We start from the raw sequence: 14,748 nt of genomic DNA, 5'->3' as shown, positions 1-14,748 counted from the left end.
CTCACCGCGGCAGGGCGAGCGAGGCGGCAAGGCGCTCCGGGCGCGGCGGCCGCGCGTGCGGCAGCACCCCCAGCAGCGGGGCCGCAAGGCGCGCCTGCAGGGCCTCGACCACCGCCCCGGCGCGCTCCGTCGCGGGCTCGACCCGCGCCGCGATCCAGCCCGCGAGCCGTAGCCCCCGCGCCGCCACCGCCTCGGCGGTGAGCAGGGCGTGGCTGATGCAGCCGAGGCGCAGCCCCACCACCAGCAGGACCGGCAGACCCATCGCCACGGCGAGGTCGGCCGTGGTCCAGTGCGCGCCGAGGGGGACGAGCCAGCCGCCCACTCCCTCCACCACCACCGCGTCGGCCCCCGCCCGCAGCCGCGCGTAGGCCTCGAGGATCGGCGCGCGGCGGATCTCCACCCCGGCCTCGGCGGCGGCGATGTGGGGCGCGACGGGCGGGGCGAGGGCGTAGGGGTTGACGTCGGCGTAGTCCCAGCCGCCGCCGGCGGCCTCGATCAGGATCTCGGCGTCCTCGCTGCGAAGCCCCCCGGGGGTGGCGCGACAGCCCGAGGCCACCGGCTTCATGGGCGCCACGCGCAGGCCCTCGGCGCGCAGGCGGTGGATCAGCGCCGCCGCCGCCACGGTCTTGCCCGCGCCGGTGTCGGTGCCGGTGACGAACCAGCCCGCCGTCACGGGCCCGCCACCCCCACCTCCAGCGGCGCCCGCCCCCAGGCGTGGCCGAAGACCACCTCCCAGGTGGCCGGCAGGCGCCCGTCCTCGGCGCGGCGGAAGCGCTCGTAGGCCGCCGCCACCCGCTCCAGACGGCGCCGCGTGGTCAGCCCCCGCGGCCTGCCGGCGGTGGCGTTGGCGGCGCCCAGCCCCTTGAGGTCGCCCATCAGGGTGTAGGCGTCCGGGTAGGTCATGGTGATGCGCTCGACGTCGGCCACCGCGTCGGCGAGCCCCGCCGCCACCAGGGCGTCACCCACGTCGTGGAGGTCGTGGAAGGCGTTGACGTGGGTATGCGCGCCGCCGTCGGCCTCGGCCCAGGCCTCGCGCAGCTCGCGCAGGGTGTCGGGGCCGAAGGTGGTGAAGAGCACGAGCCCCCCGGGGCGCAGCACGCGGGCGATCTCGGCCAGGGCCCCCTCCAGCCGGGGGCACCACTGCAGGGTGAGATTGGAGAAGACGAGGTCCACCGAGGCGCCGGCCAGGGGCAGCGCCTCGGCGTCGCCGCACACCGCCCACGGCCGCCGCCACGGCCGTCCCCGCCGGCGCGCCGCCGCCGCCATCGGGTGGGCGAGATCGACCGCGAGCAGGCGCGCCCGCGGATAGCGGCGGGCGAGCTCGGGCAGGGCCGCGCCGGTGCCGCAGCCGAGGTCGAGGACGGTCCGCGGCTCGAAGCGCCGCAGCCAGTCGAGCCTGCCCAGCAGGCGCCGGCGGACCTCCGCCTGCAGCAGCGCGAAGCCGTCGTAGCGCGCCGCGGCGCGGGCGAAGTTGGCCCGCACCCGCCCCTTCTCCGGCCGCCCCTCAGGCCGCGGCACAGCGCAGCCCCTCCAGCCCCGCGGCCACCGCCTCGGGGTGCGAGAGCAGCGGCGCATGGGCCGCGTCCTCCAGCACCGTGACCCGCGCCGCCGGGGCGAGTGCGGCGAGATCCGCCGCCACCGCCGCCGGGACCAGGGCATCACGCCCCCCGAGCACCACCGCCGCCGGCACCGCCAGCGCGGCGAGCGCCCCGCGCAGGTCGGCACCCCGCAGGATGTCGAGCCCCGCGGCCAGCGCCTCGGGCCGCGGGGGGGCCATGGCCGCCGCGAGGCGCCGCGCCAGCGGCCGCGCCCCCGGCGCCCCCCGCACCTGGAGGGCGAGGAAGCGGCGCAGGGTGGCGGCGTGGTCGCGGGCCAGCTCCGCGGCGAAGCCCTCCAGGACCTCCGGCGCCGTCGCGCGCGGCCAGTCGGGCCCCCGCACGAAGCGCGGCGAGGCCGCCACCAGCACCAGCCCGGCGACCCGCTCGGGCGCCTGCGCCGCCGCCGCCAGCGCCACCATGCCGCCGAGGGACCATCCGAGCCACCACGCCCGGCGCGGCGCGCGCGCAAGCACTGCCGCCGCCCAGGCCTCGACCCCGCCCGCGGGCACCGCGCCGCCCTCGCCGTGCCCCGGCAGGTCGAGGGCGAGCAGCCCCGGCACGCGCGCCGCCAGGGGCGCGAAGACCCGCCCGCTCATGGCCCAGCCGTGCAGGGCCACCACCGGCAGCACGGCCTCACCCACCGCCGCACCCCCGCCAGGCCTCGGCGAGCGCCTCCAGCAGCCGCGCCACGTGGGCCTCGTCGTGGGCCGCCGACAGGGTGATGCGCAGCCGCGCCCGCCCCGGCGGCACCGTCGGCGGGCGGATCGCCGGCACCCAGATCCCCCGGGCCTCCAGGGCCCGCGACAGCCGCACCGCCGCTTCCGCCTCGCCGACGATGAGGGGCTGGATCGGGGTCCCGGAGGGGGCGAGCGGCAGCCCCAGCGCGGCCGCACCGGCCCGGAAGCGCGCCACCAGCCCGCGCAGGCGCTCGCGCCGCCACGGCTCGGCGGCGGCGATGCGCACCGCCTCGCGCGCGGCCTCCGCCACCGCGGGCGGCAGCGCCGTGGTGTAGATGTAGCTGCGCGCCTGCTGGATCAGGGTCTCCACCAGCGCCTCGGAGCCCGCGACGAAGGCGCCGAAGGTACCGAAGGCCTTGCCCAGGGTGCCCACCAGGACCGGCGCCGCCGCGGCGTCGAGCCCGGCCGCCTCGAGGCTGCCGCGCCCGCCCGGCCCCACCACGCCGAGCCCGTGGGCGTCGTCCACCACCAGCCAGGCGCCGTGCGCGCGCGCCGTCTCCGCGAGCGCCGCCAGCGGCGCCACGTCGCCGTCCATGCTGAAGACGCCGTCGGTGACCAGCAGCCGCCGCCCCTGGGCGCGCGCCAGCAGGCGCGCCGCGGCCGCGGCGTCGGCGTGGGGATAGCGGCGCAGGCGCGCCCCGGCCAGCCGCGCCGCATCGAGCAGGGAGGCGTGGTTGAGGCGGTCCTCGACCACCGTGTCGCCGCGCCCGGCCAGCGCCCCCACCACGCCCAGGTTGGCCATGTAGCCGGTGGAGAAGACGAGCGCCCGCGCCCGCCCGGTGAAGTCGGCGAGCGCCTCCTCGAGCTCGTGGTGGGGCCGCATGTGGCCGCTCACCAGGTGTGATGCGCCGCTGCCCGTGCCGTGGCGGCGCAGGGCCCGCGCCGCCGCCTCCGCCAGGCGCGGGTCGGCGGCGAGGCCCAGGTAGTCGTTGCTGCAGAAGGCGAGGAGCCGCCGCCCCTCCACCACCACCTCGGGCCCCTGGGGACCGTCCACGAGGCGGCGCAGGCGCCGCAGCCCCGCCGCCTCGCGCTCGAGCAGGGCGCGGCGCAGCGCGGCCTCAGTGAGGCTCGGCGCGCTCGCCAAGGCAGGCCTCGCCGTAGAGCAGCGGCCCCGACCCGGTGCCGCCGGTGTGGGCGCGCTCGGCGTGGGGCTCGGGCTCGAGCCCGAGGCGCGCAAACAGCGCGCGGTCGCGCTCGGCGCCAGCGTTGGGGGCGGTGAGCAGGCGCTCGCCGGAGAAGACCGAGTTGGCGCCGGCGAGGAAGCACAGGGCCTGGAGCTCGTCGCTCATGGACTCGCGCCCCGCCGAGAGGCGGATCCAGGAGCGGGGCATGAGGATGCGTGCCACCGCCACCGTGCGCACGAGCTCGAACGGGTCCAGGGGCGGGGCGTCGGCCAGGGGCGTGCCCGCGATGGGCACCAGGCGGTTGATGGGCACGCTCTCGGGGTGGCGGGGCATGCGCGCCAGCTCCAGCAGCAGCCCGATGCGGTCCTCGCGCGACTCGCCGAGGCCGAGGATGCCGCCGCAGCAGACCTTGAGCCCGGCCTCGCGGACGTGGCGCAGGGTCTCGAGGCGCTCGTCGTAGCCGTGGGTGGTGACGATGCGCGGGTAGTGCTCGCGCGAGGTGTCGAGGTTGTGGTTGTAGTAGTCGAGCCCGGCCTCGGCGAGCCACCGCGCCTGCTCGGCCGTGAGCGCCCCCGCGGTGAGGCAGGTCTCGAGCCCCAGGGCCTTGACCGCGCGGACCATCTCCAGCAGGGCCTCGAACTCGCGCGGCCGCGGCCGCCGCCAGGCCGCCCCCATGCAGAAGCGGCCGGCGCCGGCGGCACGCGCCTCGCGCGCCCGCGCCACCACCGCCTCCAGCGCCATCAGCGGCTCGCGCGCGAGCCCGGTGTCGTGATGCGCGCTCTGGGCGCAGTAGCCGCAGTCCTCGGAGCAGCCGCCGGTCTTGACGCTGAGCAGGGTGCTCACCTGCACCCGGTTGCCGGGGAAGTGGCGGCGGTGGACCGCGGCGGCCTCGAAGACGAGGTCGAGCAACGGGCGCGCGTAGAGCGCCGCCACCTCGTCGCGGGTCCAGTCGTGGCGGACGGCTTGCGCCGCCTGCGCGGCGCTGCTATGGCTGGTCATGCTGGCGTACCTCGGCTGCGACCGGCCCCCGATGGTAGCCCGCGGCCGGACGCTGTCAACCGGAAGGGATGCCGATGGTTGACGGGATCGCCCGCCGCATCCTGCGGCTCCTCTATCCCTGGCGCTGCCTCCTCTGCGGCGGGCCGGGCGACGGCCGCGACCTGTGCCGGGACTGCGCCGACGCCCTGCCCCGCCATCCGCGCCCCTGCCCCCTGTGCGCGGCGCCGCTGCCCGAGGGGGCGGCGGGCCCCTGCGGGCGCTGCCTGCGCCGCCCGCCGCCCTTCCGCGCCTGGGCCGCGCTCGCCCACGCCCCGCCTGCCGACCGCATCGTCCACCGCGCCAAGTACCGCGGCGACCTCGCCGCCCTCGCGCTCCTCGCCGCGCTCATGGCCGAGGCGGCGCCGGCGGTGGACGGGGTCCTGGTGCCGGTGCCGCTGCACCGCCGCCGCCTCGCGCAGCGCGGCTACAACCAGGCCCTGGAGCTCGCCCGCGGCATCGCCCGCGCCCGCGGCCTCCCCCTCGCCCCCGCGCTCCTCGCACGCCGCCGCGACACCCCGAGCCAGGTGGGGCTCGACGCCCGCGCCCGCCGCCGCAACCTGCGCACCGCCTTCGTCGCCCGCGACGCGGCGCCGCGGCGGGTGATCCTCGTCGACGACGTCCTCACCAGCGGCGCCACCGCCGAGGCCGCCGCCCGTGCCCTGCGCCGGGCGGGCGCCGCCGAGATCCACCTGTGGGTGGCGGCGCGGGCGGCGCCGCCGGCCTGAGTCAGCCGCGCCCCAGGTAGTCGAGGAGGATGGCGACGAAGACCGCCATCCCCAGCCAGTGGTTGTTGAGAAAGGCCTGGATGCAGGCGGCGGGGTCGCGGTCGCGGATCAGGTACTGCTGGTAGAGGAAGAGCGCCGCCGCCACCGCCAGCCCCAGGTGGTAGTAGCCGTCGAGGCCGGCGAGCCGCCCCACCAGCAGCAGCCCGAGCAGGAACACCCCCTGGAGGACGGCGAGGATCAGGCGGTCGGCCTCGCCGAAGAGGAGCGCCGTGGAGCGCACGCCGATGCGGCGGTCGTCCTCGCGGTCAGCCATGGCGTACATGGTGTCGTAGATCACCGCCCAGAGCAGGGTGACCACGAAGAGCAGCCACGCCAGCCGCGGCACCGCCCCGGTCTGGGCGGCGAAGGCCATGGGCACGGCGAAGCCGAAGGCCGCCCCCAGGTGGACCTGCGGCATCCAGGTCCACCGCTTGGCGAAGGGGTAGGTGGCGGCCAGCGCCGCCGCCGCGAGGGACAGCAGGATGGTGAGGCGGTTGGTGAGGAGGACGAGGCCGAAGGCCAGGAGGGCGAGCAGCGCGAACACCGCCAGCGCCTCGCCCGGGGCGATCTCGCCCGCGGCCAGGGGGCGGGTGCGGGTGCGCGCCACGTGGGGGTCGAAGCCGCGGTCGGCCCAGTCGTTGATGGCGCAGCCGGCCGAGCGCATGAGCACCACCCCGAGGGTGAAGATGAGCACCAGGCGCGGCTCGGGGCGGCCCTCGCCGGCGATCCACAGCGCCCACAGGGTGGGCCAGAGCAGGAGCCAGATCCCGATCGGCCGGTCCAGCCGCACCAGCCGCACGTAGGCGTCGAGCCGGGCCCGCACCTCCTCCCAGCGCGGCAGCACGCGCACGCTCATCGCCCTTCCTCCTCCCTCGTGAACCGCTCCTCGAGCAGGAGCCGCGCGCCGTGGACGCGGTAGAGGCTGCGCCGCGCCCATCCCCCCGCCACCGGCGCCACCGTGCGGCGCACCAGCCGCGGCCCCCGCGGCCGGTGCAGCCACCCCGTGAGGGGGCGGGTGCCGAGCCGCGCCAGGGCGCGCCCCCCACCGCGCCGCACCAGCCCGGGGTCGGCGGCGCTTCGCGCCCGGCACAGCACCCCCCGCGGCCCCTCCAGCACCACCTCCCGCACGTAGCCGAAACGCCGCCCCAGGACCCGGGCCTCGGCCGGCGCGAGGGGCAGGAAGCCTGCGCGCAGCAGCCGCACCCGCGCCCCGCCTGCGGCGCGCCCGAGCGCCGGCAGCAGCGGCCCCTGCCAGCACAGCCAGCGCCGCAGCGGACGCGGCGCAAGCCGCGCCCGTCGCAGCCCCGCCGCGAACCCCCGACTCCCGCTCCCCATGGCAGCAGGCATCATACGATCACGCCTCGGCGTAGGCCATGCGCCCGCCCAGCCAGCGCCGCACGAGGGCCTCGGCGGCCTCGCGGTCGCGCCGGATCAGCGCCTCGGCGGCCTCCTGCACCGCGGGCACGAGGTCGCCGTCGCGCACGAGATCGGCGACCCGCAGCGCGAGGGGGCCGCTCTGGCGCGTGCCCAGCAGCTCCCCGGGGCCGCGAAGCGCCAGGTCGCGGCGCGCGATCTCGAAGCCGTCGCAGGTCTCGCGCAGCACCGCGAGCCGCGCCCGCCCGGTCTCCCCGAGGCGCGAGGGCTCGTAGAGCAGGACGCAGTGGCTCTCGCCGCCGCCGCGGCCGACGCGGCCGCGCAGCTGGTGCAGCTGCGCCAGCCCCAGCCGCTCCGCGTTGTCGATCACCATCACGGTGGCGTTGGGCACGTCGACCCCGACCTCGATCACCGTCGTCGCCACCAGGAGCTGGATCTCGCCGGCGGCGAAGGCCCGCATCACCCGCTCCTTGTCCTCCCCCCGCATGCGCCCGTGGACCAGGCCCACGCGCACCTCGGGCAGGGCGCGGCGCAGGGTCTGCGCGGTGGCCTCCGCGGCCTCCGCCTGCAGCGCCTCCGACGCCTCGACGAGGGTGCAGACCCAGTAGGCCTGGCGGCCGGCGGCGCAGGCCGCGCGCAGCCGCGCCACCACCTCGCCGCGGCGGGCCGCCGGCACCGTCACCGTGCGCACCGGGGTCCGCCCCGGGGGCAGCTCGTCGATCACCGAGAGGTCGAGGTCGGCGTAGGCGGTCATGGCCAGGGTGCGCGGGATCGGGGTCGCCGTCATGATGAGCTGGTGCGGCACCAGCGCGCCGGCCTCGCCCTTGCCGCGCAGGGCGAGCCGCTGGTGCACCCCGAAGCGGTGCTGCTCGTCCACCACGACGAGGCCGAGGCGGGCGAAGCGCACGTCGTCCTGGAACAGGGCGTGGGTGCCCACCACCGCGGGGGCGCCGGCGGCGATGCGCGCCAGCGCCGCGCGCCGCGCCGCCCCCTTGACCCGCCCGCCGAGCCACACCACCTCGAGGCCCAGCGGCTCGAGCCAGCGCGCCAGATTGGCGCGATGCTGCTCGGCGAGGAGCTCGGTGGGGGCCATCAGCGCCGCCTGCCAGCCGGCCTCCGCCGCGGCCAGCATCGCCAGCGCCGCCACCACGGTCTTGCCCGAGCCCACGTCGCCCTGGACCAGGCGCAGCATGGGCCGTGGCGCGGCGAGGTCGCGGCCGATCTCCTCCGCGACCCGGCGCTGGGCCGCGGTCAGCTCGAAGGGCAGCGCCGCGAGGAAGGCCTCGGCGAGCCGCCCCCCGGGGGCCAGGGGCGGCGCCTGCCGCCGCCGCGCCTGCGCCCGCAGCAGGCGCAGGCTCACCTGGTGGGCGAGCAGCTCCTCGAAGGCGAGCCGGCGCCGCGCCGGATCGGCGGGATCGGCGAGGGCGGCCGGGTCGGTGCCGGGGGGCGGGCGGTGCAGCCGCGCGAGGGCGTCGGGGAGGGGGTACAGCCCGTAGGCCTCGCGCAGCCACGCCGGCAGCGTCTCCGCCCTGCCCGCACGCGCCAGGGCCTCCCCCGCCAGGGCGCGCAGGGTGCGCTGGGGCAGACCCTCGGTGGCCGGGTAGACGGGGGTCAGCGCCGGCTCCGGGCGCGCCCCGCCGAGGCGCCACTCCGGGTGGACCATCTCCAGCCCGGCGGGGCCGAGGCGCACCTCGCCGTAGCAGCCCACGCGCACCCCGGGGCGAAGCCGCGCCTTGAGGCCGGCGCGGTAGTGGAAGAACCGCAGGCGCAGGACGCCGCTGCCGTCGGTGATCTCCACCTGGAGGCTGCGCCGGCGCCCGCCCGCCTCCACCGCGGCCGTGACCTCGCCCTCCACCAGGGCCTCGCGGCCGGGCAGGAGCCGCCCCAGGGGCGTGATGCGGGTGCGGTCCTCGTAGCGCAGGGGCAGGTGCAGCAGGAGGTCGCCGAGGCCGCGCACGCCGAGCCGGGCCAGACGCTCCAGCGTCCGCGCCCCCACGCCGGGCAGCCCCGCCAGCGCCGCCGCCCCCTGCTCCGCCGCCCCGTCCATGCCGTGGCGCATTGTAGCGGGGGAAGGCGGCGGCGGAGGGGCTTTGCACGGCGGCGGCTTTGCCGCACCATGGCGGGTCGTGGTAGTCTGATCGGCCCTTTGCGCCCTTTGCCGGCGGCCCCCGGCAGGCCGGGCGCACGGCCTTGCCAATCAAGCGGTTGCAGACTATGGCTGAGACAGGCATCGCGATCCGGGGCGGCCTCTACCGGCCCGAGTTCGAGCACGACAGCTGCGGCTTCGGCCTCATCGCGCAGATGGACGGCGAGGCCAGCCATCGCCTCGTGCGCACCGCCATCACCGCGCTCGAGCGCATGACCCACCGCGGCGCCATCGCCGCCGACGGCAAGACGGGCGACGGCTGCGGTCTCCTCATGCGCCTGCCCGAGGCCTTCCTGCGCGAGGCCGCGGCGGAGGCGGGCATCCGTCTCGGCGCGCGCTTCGCCGCAGGGCCGGTGTTCCTGTCGCAGGATCCGGCGCAGGCGGCACGCGCGCGCGAGCGCCTCGCCGCGGAGCTCGCCGCCGAGGGGCTGGAGCCGGCCGGCTGGCGCACGGTGCCGGTGCGCCCGGAGGCCCTCGGCGAGCAGGCCCTCGCCACCATGCCGCGCATCGAGCAGGTCTTCGTCCACCTGCCCGCCGACCTCGACGGCGATGCCGCCGAGCGGCGCCTCTACGCCGCCCGCCGCCGGGCCGAGAAGGCCCTCGCCGACGACCCCGTCTTCTACGTGCCGAGCCTCTCGGCGCGGGTGATCGCCTACAAGGGCCTGGTGATGCCGGCCTACCTGCCGGTCTTCTACCCGGACCTGGAGGACGCGCGCCTGGCCTCGTCGCTGTGCGTCTTCCACCAGCGCTTCTCCACCAACACCCTGCCCCAGTGGCGCCTCGCCCAGCCCTTCCGCTTCCTCGCCCACAACGGCGAGATCAACACCATCCAGGGCAACCGCCACTGGTCCATCGCCCGCACCGCCAAGCTGCGCTCGCCCCACCTGGACCTGCAGGGGCTGGCGCCGCTGGTGGATCTGGAGGGCTCGGACTCCTGCGCCCTCGACAACATGCTCGAGGCCCTGGTCATGGGCGGGCTCGACATCTTCCGCGCCATGCGGCTGCTGATCCCGCCGGCGTGGCAGAACATCGAGACCATGGACCCGGACCTGCGGGCCTTCTACGAGTTCTTCTCCATGCACATGGAGCCGTGGGACGGGCCCGCGGGCATCGTCCTCACCGACGGGCGCCACGCCGCCTGCATCCTCGACCGCAACGGCCTGCGCCCGGCGCGCTGGGTCATCACCCGCGACCGCGTCATCACCCTGGCCTCCGAGATCGGGGTCCACGACTACCGCCCGGAGGACGTGGTGCGCACCGGGCGGCTGCGTCCCGGCGAGATGATCGCGGCCGACACCGCCACCGGCGAGCTGCTCCTGCCGGCCGACATCGACGCGCGCCTGCGCGAGAGCCTGCCGTGCAAGCGCTGGCTCGCCGCCCACGCGGTGCGCATCGGCACCGCCGAGGACGCCCCCGCGGTGCGCGAGCCCATGCCGCGCGAGCGCCTGCACGCGCTGGAGAAGCTCTTCCAGGTGACCCTCGAGGAGCGCGAGCAGGTGATCCGCGTCCTCGCCGAGGCCGGCCAGGAGGCGGTGGGCTCCATGGGCGACGACACCCCGCTGGCGGTGCTCTCGCGCCAGCCGCGGGTACTCTACGACTACTTCCGCCAGCAGTTCGCGCAGGTCACCAACCCGCCCATCGATCCCCTGCGCGAGCAGATCGTGATGTCGCTGGAGACCTGCTTCGGCGCCGAGGGCAACCTGTTCGAGGCCGGCGAGGCCCATGCCCACCGCGTGGTGGTGGACTCGCCCGTGCTCTCCGAGGACAAGCTCGAGCGGCTGCTGGCGCTGGAGGATCCCCGCTACGCCCATCATCGCATCGACTGCACCTACGGCGAGGAGGAGACGCTGCGCGCGGCGGTGGAGCGGATCGCCGCCGAGGCCGAGGAGGCGGTGCGCGCGGGCAAGGTGATCCTCCTCCTCAGCGACCGCGACGTCGCCCCGGGGCGGCTGCCGGTGCATGCGCTCCTCGCCACCGGCGCCGTGCACCACCGCCTGGTGCGCGCGGGGCTGCGCTGCGACGCCAACATCGTGGTGGAGACCGCCACCGCCCGCGATCCGCACCACTTCGCCTGCCTCATCGGCTACGGCGCCACCGCGGTGGTGCCCTACCTCGCCTACCAGATCCTGCACGACATGGCGGCGAGCGGCCTCGTGCGGGGCAAGGACGCGGCGCGGCTCGCCCGCGACTACCGCAAGGGCATCAACAAGGGCCTCTACAAGATCCTCTCCAAGATGGGGATCTCCACCATCACCAGCTACCGCGGCGCGCAGCTGTTCGAGGCGGTGGGGCTGCACGAGGAGGTGGTGGCGCTGTGCTTCGCCGGCACCACCTGCCGCATCCAGGGCGCGGGCTTCGCCGAGCTCGACGCCGAGCAGCGCCTGCTGGCGCGCGAGGCCTGGAACCCGCGCCGAGCGCGCCGCCCCGGCGGCCTGCTCAAGTTCGTGCACGGCGGCGAGTACCACGCCTACAACCCCGACGTGGTGCGCGCCCTGCAGGAGGCGGTGCGCAGCGGCGACTACGCCCGCTACCTGGAGTTCGCGCGCCTGGTCAACGGCCGCCCGCCGGCGGCGCTGCGCGACCTCATGCGCCTGCGCGAGGCCCCGGAGCCGATCCCGCTGGAGGAGGTGGAGCCGGAGGAGGCGCTCTTCCCCCGCTTCGACACCGCGGCGATGTCGCTCGGGGCGCTCTCGCCCGAGGCCCACGAGGCCCTCGCCATCGCCATGAACCGCCTCGGCGGGCGCTCCAACTCGGGCGAGGGCGGGGAGGACCCGTCCCGCTACCGCACCGAGCGGGTCTCCAAGATCAAGCAGGTGGCCTCCGGCCGCTTCGGCGTCACCGCCGAGTACCTGGTCAACGCCGAGGTCCTGCAGATCAAGATCGCCCAGGGCGCCAAGCCCGGCGAGGGCGGCCAGCTCCCCGGCCACAAGGTCAACGAGCTCATCGCGCGGCTGCGCTACACCCGGCCCGGCGTGCCCCTCATCTCGCCGCCGCCGCACCACGACATCTACTCCATCGAGGACCTCGCGCAGCTCATCTACGACCTCAAGCAGGTCAACCCCGAGGCCCTGGTCTCGGTCAAGCTGGTCGCCGAGCGCGGCGTCGGCACCATCGCCGCCGGCGTCGCCAAGGCCTATGCCGACCTCATCACCATCGCCGGCCACGACGGCGGCACCGGCGCCAGCCCCCTGACCTCGGTCAAGTACGCCGGCGCCCCCTGGGAGCTGGGCCTGGCCGAGACCCACCAGGTGCTGCGCGCCAACGACCTGCGCGACAAGGTGCGGCTGCAGACCGACGGCGGCCTCAAGACCGGCCTCGACGTGGTCAAGGCGGCGATCCTCGGCGCCGAGAGCTTCGGCTTCGGCACCGCGCCGATGGTGGCCCTCGGCTGCAAGTACCTGCGCATCTGCCATCTCAACAACTGCGCCACGGGCGTCGCGACCCAGGACGAGACGTTGCGCCGCCATCACTTCAAGGGCGCCCCCGAGATGGTCATGAACTACTTCCGCTTCGTCGCCCGCGAGGCGCGCGAGTGGATGGCCCGGCTCGGCGTGCGCCGGCTCGAGGAGCTGGTGGGGCGCACCGATCTGCTCGAGCTGCTGCCCGGCGAGACCCCCAAGCAGCGGCGGCTCGACCTCTCGCCCATCCTCTCCGACGGCGGCGTGCCCGCGGACAAGCCGCACACCTGCCGCGTCGAGCGCAACCGGCCCTTCGACAAGGGCGAGCTCGCCGAGCGCATGGTCGCCGACATGCGCGAGGCGATCGCGAACCGCCGGGGCGGCGAGTTCCGCTACGAGATCCGCAACTGCGACCGCTCCATCGGCGCCCGCGTCGCCGGCGAGATCGCCCGGCGCTGGGGCAACCAGGGCATGGCCGACGCCCCCATCACGGTGCGGCTGCGCGGCACCGCCGGGCAGAGCTTCGGGGTCTGGAACGTCGGCGGCCTCCACCTGCACCTCGAGGGCGACGCCAACGACTACGTCGGCAAGGGCATGACCGGCGGCAAGATCGTGCTGCGCCCGGCGCCGGAGGCGGGCTACGTCTGGCGCGACAACGTCATCATGGGCAACACCTGCCTCTACGGCGCCACCGGCGGGCGGCTCTACGCCGCCGGCATCGCCGGCGAGCGCTTCGCCGTGCGCAACTCCGGCGCCGTCGCCGTCGTGGAGGGCGTGGGCGACCACGGCTGCGAGTACATGACCGGCGGCGCGGTGGTGGTCCTGGGTCCGACCGGGATCAACTTCGGCGCCGGCATGACCGGGGGCTTCGCCTTCGTGCTCGACCGCGAGCGCTGCTTCGTCGACCGCTACAACCACGAGCTGATCGACATCCACCGCCTCCACCCGGAGCCCATGGAGGCCCACCGCGCGTTCCTGCGCCGGCTCGTCGCCGAGCACGTGGCCGAGACCGACAGCCCCTGGGGGCGGGAGATCCTCGAGCACTTCGCCGACTTCCTGCCGCACTTCTGGCTGGTCAAGCCGAAGGCGATGGAGATCGAGTCGCTGCTCGACACCCTCGAGCGGGCGGCCTGAGGGAGGGCGCCATGGGCAAGAAGAACGCGTTCCAGTTCCTGCACACCCCGCGCAAGGACCCGGACAAGCGCCCGGTGGAGGAGCGCGTGCGCGCCTTCCGCGAGCTCTACCTGCCCTTCGACGGCGAGGCCGCGGCGATCCAGGCCGGGCGCTGCCTCGACTGCGGCAACCCCTACTGCGAGTGGCGCTGCCCGGTCCACAACCTGATCCCCAACTGGCTGCGCCTGGTGGAGCAGGGCGAGATCCTCGCCGCCGCCGAGCTCTGCCACCAGACCAACTCGCTGCCCGAGATCTGCGGCCGCGTCTGCCCCCAGGACCGCCTCTGCGAGGGCGCCTGCACCCTCGCCGACGGCTTCGGCGCCGTCACCATCGGGGCCATCGAGCGCTACATCACCGACACCGCCTTCGCCCAGGGCTGGCGGCCCGACCTCTCGGCGGTCAAGGACACCGGCCGGCGCGTGGCCGTGGTGGGGGCGGGCCCCGCGGGGCTGGCCTGCGCCGACGTCCTGGTGCGCAACGGCGTCCGCCCCGTGGTCTTCGACCGCAACCCCGAGATCGGCGGCCTGCTCACCTTCGGCATCCCCGAGTTCAAGCTCGAGAAGGCGGTGGTGCGCCGCCGCCGCGCCGTCCTCGAGGCGATGGGGGTGACCTTCCGCCTCGGCGTCGAGATCGGGCGCGACCTCCCCTTCGGGCAGCTCCTGGAGGAGTTCGACGCGGTCTTCCTCGGCATGGGCACCTACCGCTACATGAAGGGGGGCTTCCCCGGCGAGGAGCTGCCCGGCGTCCACGAGGCGCTGCCCTATCTCGTCTCCAACGTGCGCCGCTCGCTGGGCCTGGAGCCGGGGCCCGAGGGCTTCATCGACATGCGCGGCCAGCGCGTCGTGGTCCTGGGCGGCGGCGACACCGCCATGGACTGCACCCGCACCGCGATCCGCCAGGGGGCGGCCGAGGTCACCTGCGTCTACCGCCGCGACGAGGCCAACATGCCGGGCTCGCGGCGCGAGGTGGCCAACGCCAAGGAGGAGGGCGTGCGCTTCCGCTTCAACCGCCAGCCGGTGGAGATCGTCGGGCGCGGACGGGTCGAGGGCGTCAAGGTGGTGGAGACGCGCCTCGGCGAGCCCGACGAGCGCGGCCGCCGCCGCCCCGAGCCGGTGCCGGGCAGCGAGGAGGTGATCCCGGCCACACGCGTCGTGGTCGCCTTCGGCTTCCAGCCGAGCCCGCCGGCGTGGCTCGCCGAGCACGGCATCGAGACCGACGGGCGCGGCCGCGTCCGCGTCGACGGCGGCCTCCCCCACCAGACCACCTGCGCCAAGGTCTTCGCCGGCGGCGACATGGTGCGCGGCTCCGACCTCGTGGTCACCGCCATCTGGGAGGGCCGGGAGGCGGCGAAGGGGATCCTGGAGTTCCTCGGGGTCTGACCGCCCCGGGCACAGCG

The 14,748-nt window shown here is 76.4% G+C and carries 11 protein-coding genes; 3 read left to right on the top strand and 8 right to left on the bottom strand.

Features of this window, described 5'->3' with window-relative positions; genetic code table 11:
- Nucleotide 1 precedes the first annotated feature (1 nt).
- From bioD to bioB, 5 genes are read right to left on the bottom strand one after another with little or no spacing between them, the layout of a single operon-like run.
- The gene (bioD, locus tag EDC57_RS02010) at nt 2-673 is read right to left on the bottom strand and encodes a dethiobiotin synthase (protein ID WP_123399741.1); all 672 of its coding nucleotides are present in this window, start codon (nt 671-673) and stop codon (nt 2-4) included.
- Nucleotides 670-1,518: a malonyl-ACP O-methyltransferase BioC gene (gene bioC / locus EDC57_RS02005; protein WP_123399739.1), complete on the bottom strand. Its 849-nt coding sequence runs from the start codon at nt 1,516-1,518 to the stop codon at nt 670-672. The genes bioD and bioC overlap by 4 nt, the downstream gene beginning before the upstream one ends.
- Nucleotides 1,505-2,239 carry a pimeloyl-ACP methyl ester esterase BioH gene (gene bioH, locus EDC57_RS02000; protein WP_245995103.1) on the bottom strand — a complete coding sequence of 245 codons (735 nt, stop codon included), beginning with the start codon at nt 2,237-2,239 and terminating at the stop codon, nt 1,505-1,507. The genes bioC and bioH overlap by 14 nt, the downstream gene beginning before the upstream one ends.
- Nucleotides 2,232-3,419, bottom strand: coding sequence for an 8-amino-7-oxononanoate synthase (bioF, locus tag EDC57_RS01995; RefSeq protein ID WP_123399737.1), 1,188 nt, complete (start codon nt 3,417-3,419; stop codon nt 2,232-2,234). The genes bioH and bioF overlap by 8 nt, the downstream gene beginning before the upstream one ends.
- Nucleotides 3,394-4,458: a biotin synthase BioB gene (gene bioB / locus EDC57_RS01990; protein WP_123399735.1), complete on the bottom strand. Its 1,065-nt coding sequence runs from the start codon at nt 4,456-4,458 to the stop codon at nt 3,394-3,396. The genes bioF and bioB overlap by 26 nt, the downstream gene beginning before the upstream one ends.
- Before the next feature lie 74 nt (nt 4,459-4,532).
- Here bioB and EDC57_RS01985 point away from each other — a divergent pair, with 74 nt between their 5' ends.
- Nucleotides 4,533-5,222: a ComF family protein gene (locus tag EDC57_RS01985; protein WP_245995102.1), complete on the top strand. Its 690-nt coding sequence runs from the start codon at nt 4,533-4,535 to the stop codon at nt 5,220-5,222.
- Nucleotide 5,223: 1 nt separating this feature from the next.
- Here the strand turns inward: EDC57_RS01985 and ubiA are convergent, their stop codons facing one another.
- The 3 genes from ubiA to recG are packed head-to-tail and all read right to left on the bottom strand — an operon-like array spanning nt 5,224 to nt 8,682.
- Nucleotides 5,224-6,084, bottom strand: a complete 861-nt coding sequence (gene ubiA / locus EDC57_RS01980) for a 4-hydroxybenzoate octaprenyltransferase (protein WP_211331890.1) — start codon at nt 6,082-6,084, stop codon at nt 5,224-5,226.
- A gap of 29 nt (nt 6,085-6,113) precedes the next feature.
- The gene (locus EDC57_RS01975) at nt 6,114-6,596 is read right to left on the bottom strand and encodes a chorismate--pyruvate lyase family protein (protein WP_170165009.1); all 483 of its coding nucleotides are present in this window, start codon (nt 6,594-6,596) and stop codon (nt 6,114-6,116) included.
- 19 nt (nt 6,597-6,615) lie between these two features.
- Nucleotides 6,616-8,682 (bottom strand): ATP-dependent DNA helicase RecG, encoded by a 2,067-nt coding sequence (gene recG, locus EDC57_RS01970; RefSeq protein WP_123399728.1) that lies wholly within the window; start codon nt 8,680-8,682, stop codon nt 6,616-6,618.
- A 167-nt stretch (nt 8,683-8,849) separates the two neighbouring features.
- On the opposite strand from recG, the gene gltB reads away from it, so the two are divergent.
- Together gltB and EDC57_RS01960 are read left to right on the top strand one after the other, a co-directional pair.
- Nucleotides 8,850-13,313 (top strand): glutamate synthase large subunit, encoded by a 4,464-nt coding sequence (gene gltB, locus EDC57_RS01965; RefSeq protein WP_123399726.1) that lies wholly within the window; start codon nt 8,850-8,852, stop codon nt 13,311-13,313.
- An 11-nt stretch (nt 13,314-13,324) separates the two neighbouring features.
- Nucleotides 13,325-14,731: an FAD-dependent oxidoreductase gene (locus tag EDC57_RS01960; protein WP_123399725.1), complete on the top strand. Its 1,407-nt coding sequence runs from the start codon at nt 13,325-13,327 to the stop codon at nt 14,729-14,731.
- Nucleotides 14,732-14,748: the final 17 nt, after the last annotated feature.

Source organism: Inmirania thermothiophila, assembly GCF_003751635.1.
Classification (GTDB): domain Bacteria; phylum Pseudomonadota; class Gammaproteobacteria; order DSM-100275; family DSM-100275; genus Inmirania; species Inmirania thermothiophila.
The sequence above is the reverse complement of the archived record's forward strand: the minus strand, read 5'-3'. Positions and strand labels throughout refer to the sequence as shown.

Excerpts from the sequence above, each read along its gene's own strand:
- EDC57_RS01975 (WP_170165009.1), bottom strand. The coding sequence starts at position 6,596 with ATGGGGAGCGGGAGTCGGGGGTTCGCGGCGGGGCTGCGACGGGCGCGG.
- EDC57_RS01960 (WP_123399725.1), top strand. The coding sequence starts at position 13,325 with ATGGGCAAGAAGAACGCGTTCCAGTTCCTGCACACCCCGCGCAAGGAC.
- bioB (WP_123399735.1), bottom strand. The coding sequence starts at position 4,458 with ATGACCAGCCATAGCAGCGCCGCGCAGGCGGCGCAAGCCGTCCGCCAC.
- gltB (WP_123399726.1), top strand. The coding sequence starts at position 8,850 with ATGGCTGAGACAGGCATCGCGATCCGGGGCGGCCTCTACCGGCCCGAG.
- recG (WP_123399728.1), bottom strand. The coding sequence starts at position 8,682 with ATGGACGGGGCGGCGGAGCAGGGGGCGGCGGCGCTGGCGGGGCTGCCC.
- EDC57_RS01985 (WP_245995102.1), top strand. The coding sequence starts at position 4,533 with ATGGTTGACGGGATCGCCCGCCGCATCCTGCGGCTCCTCTATCCCTGG.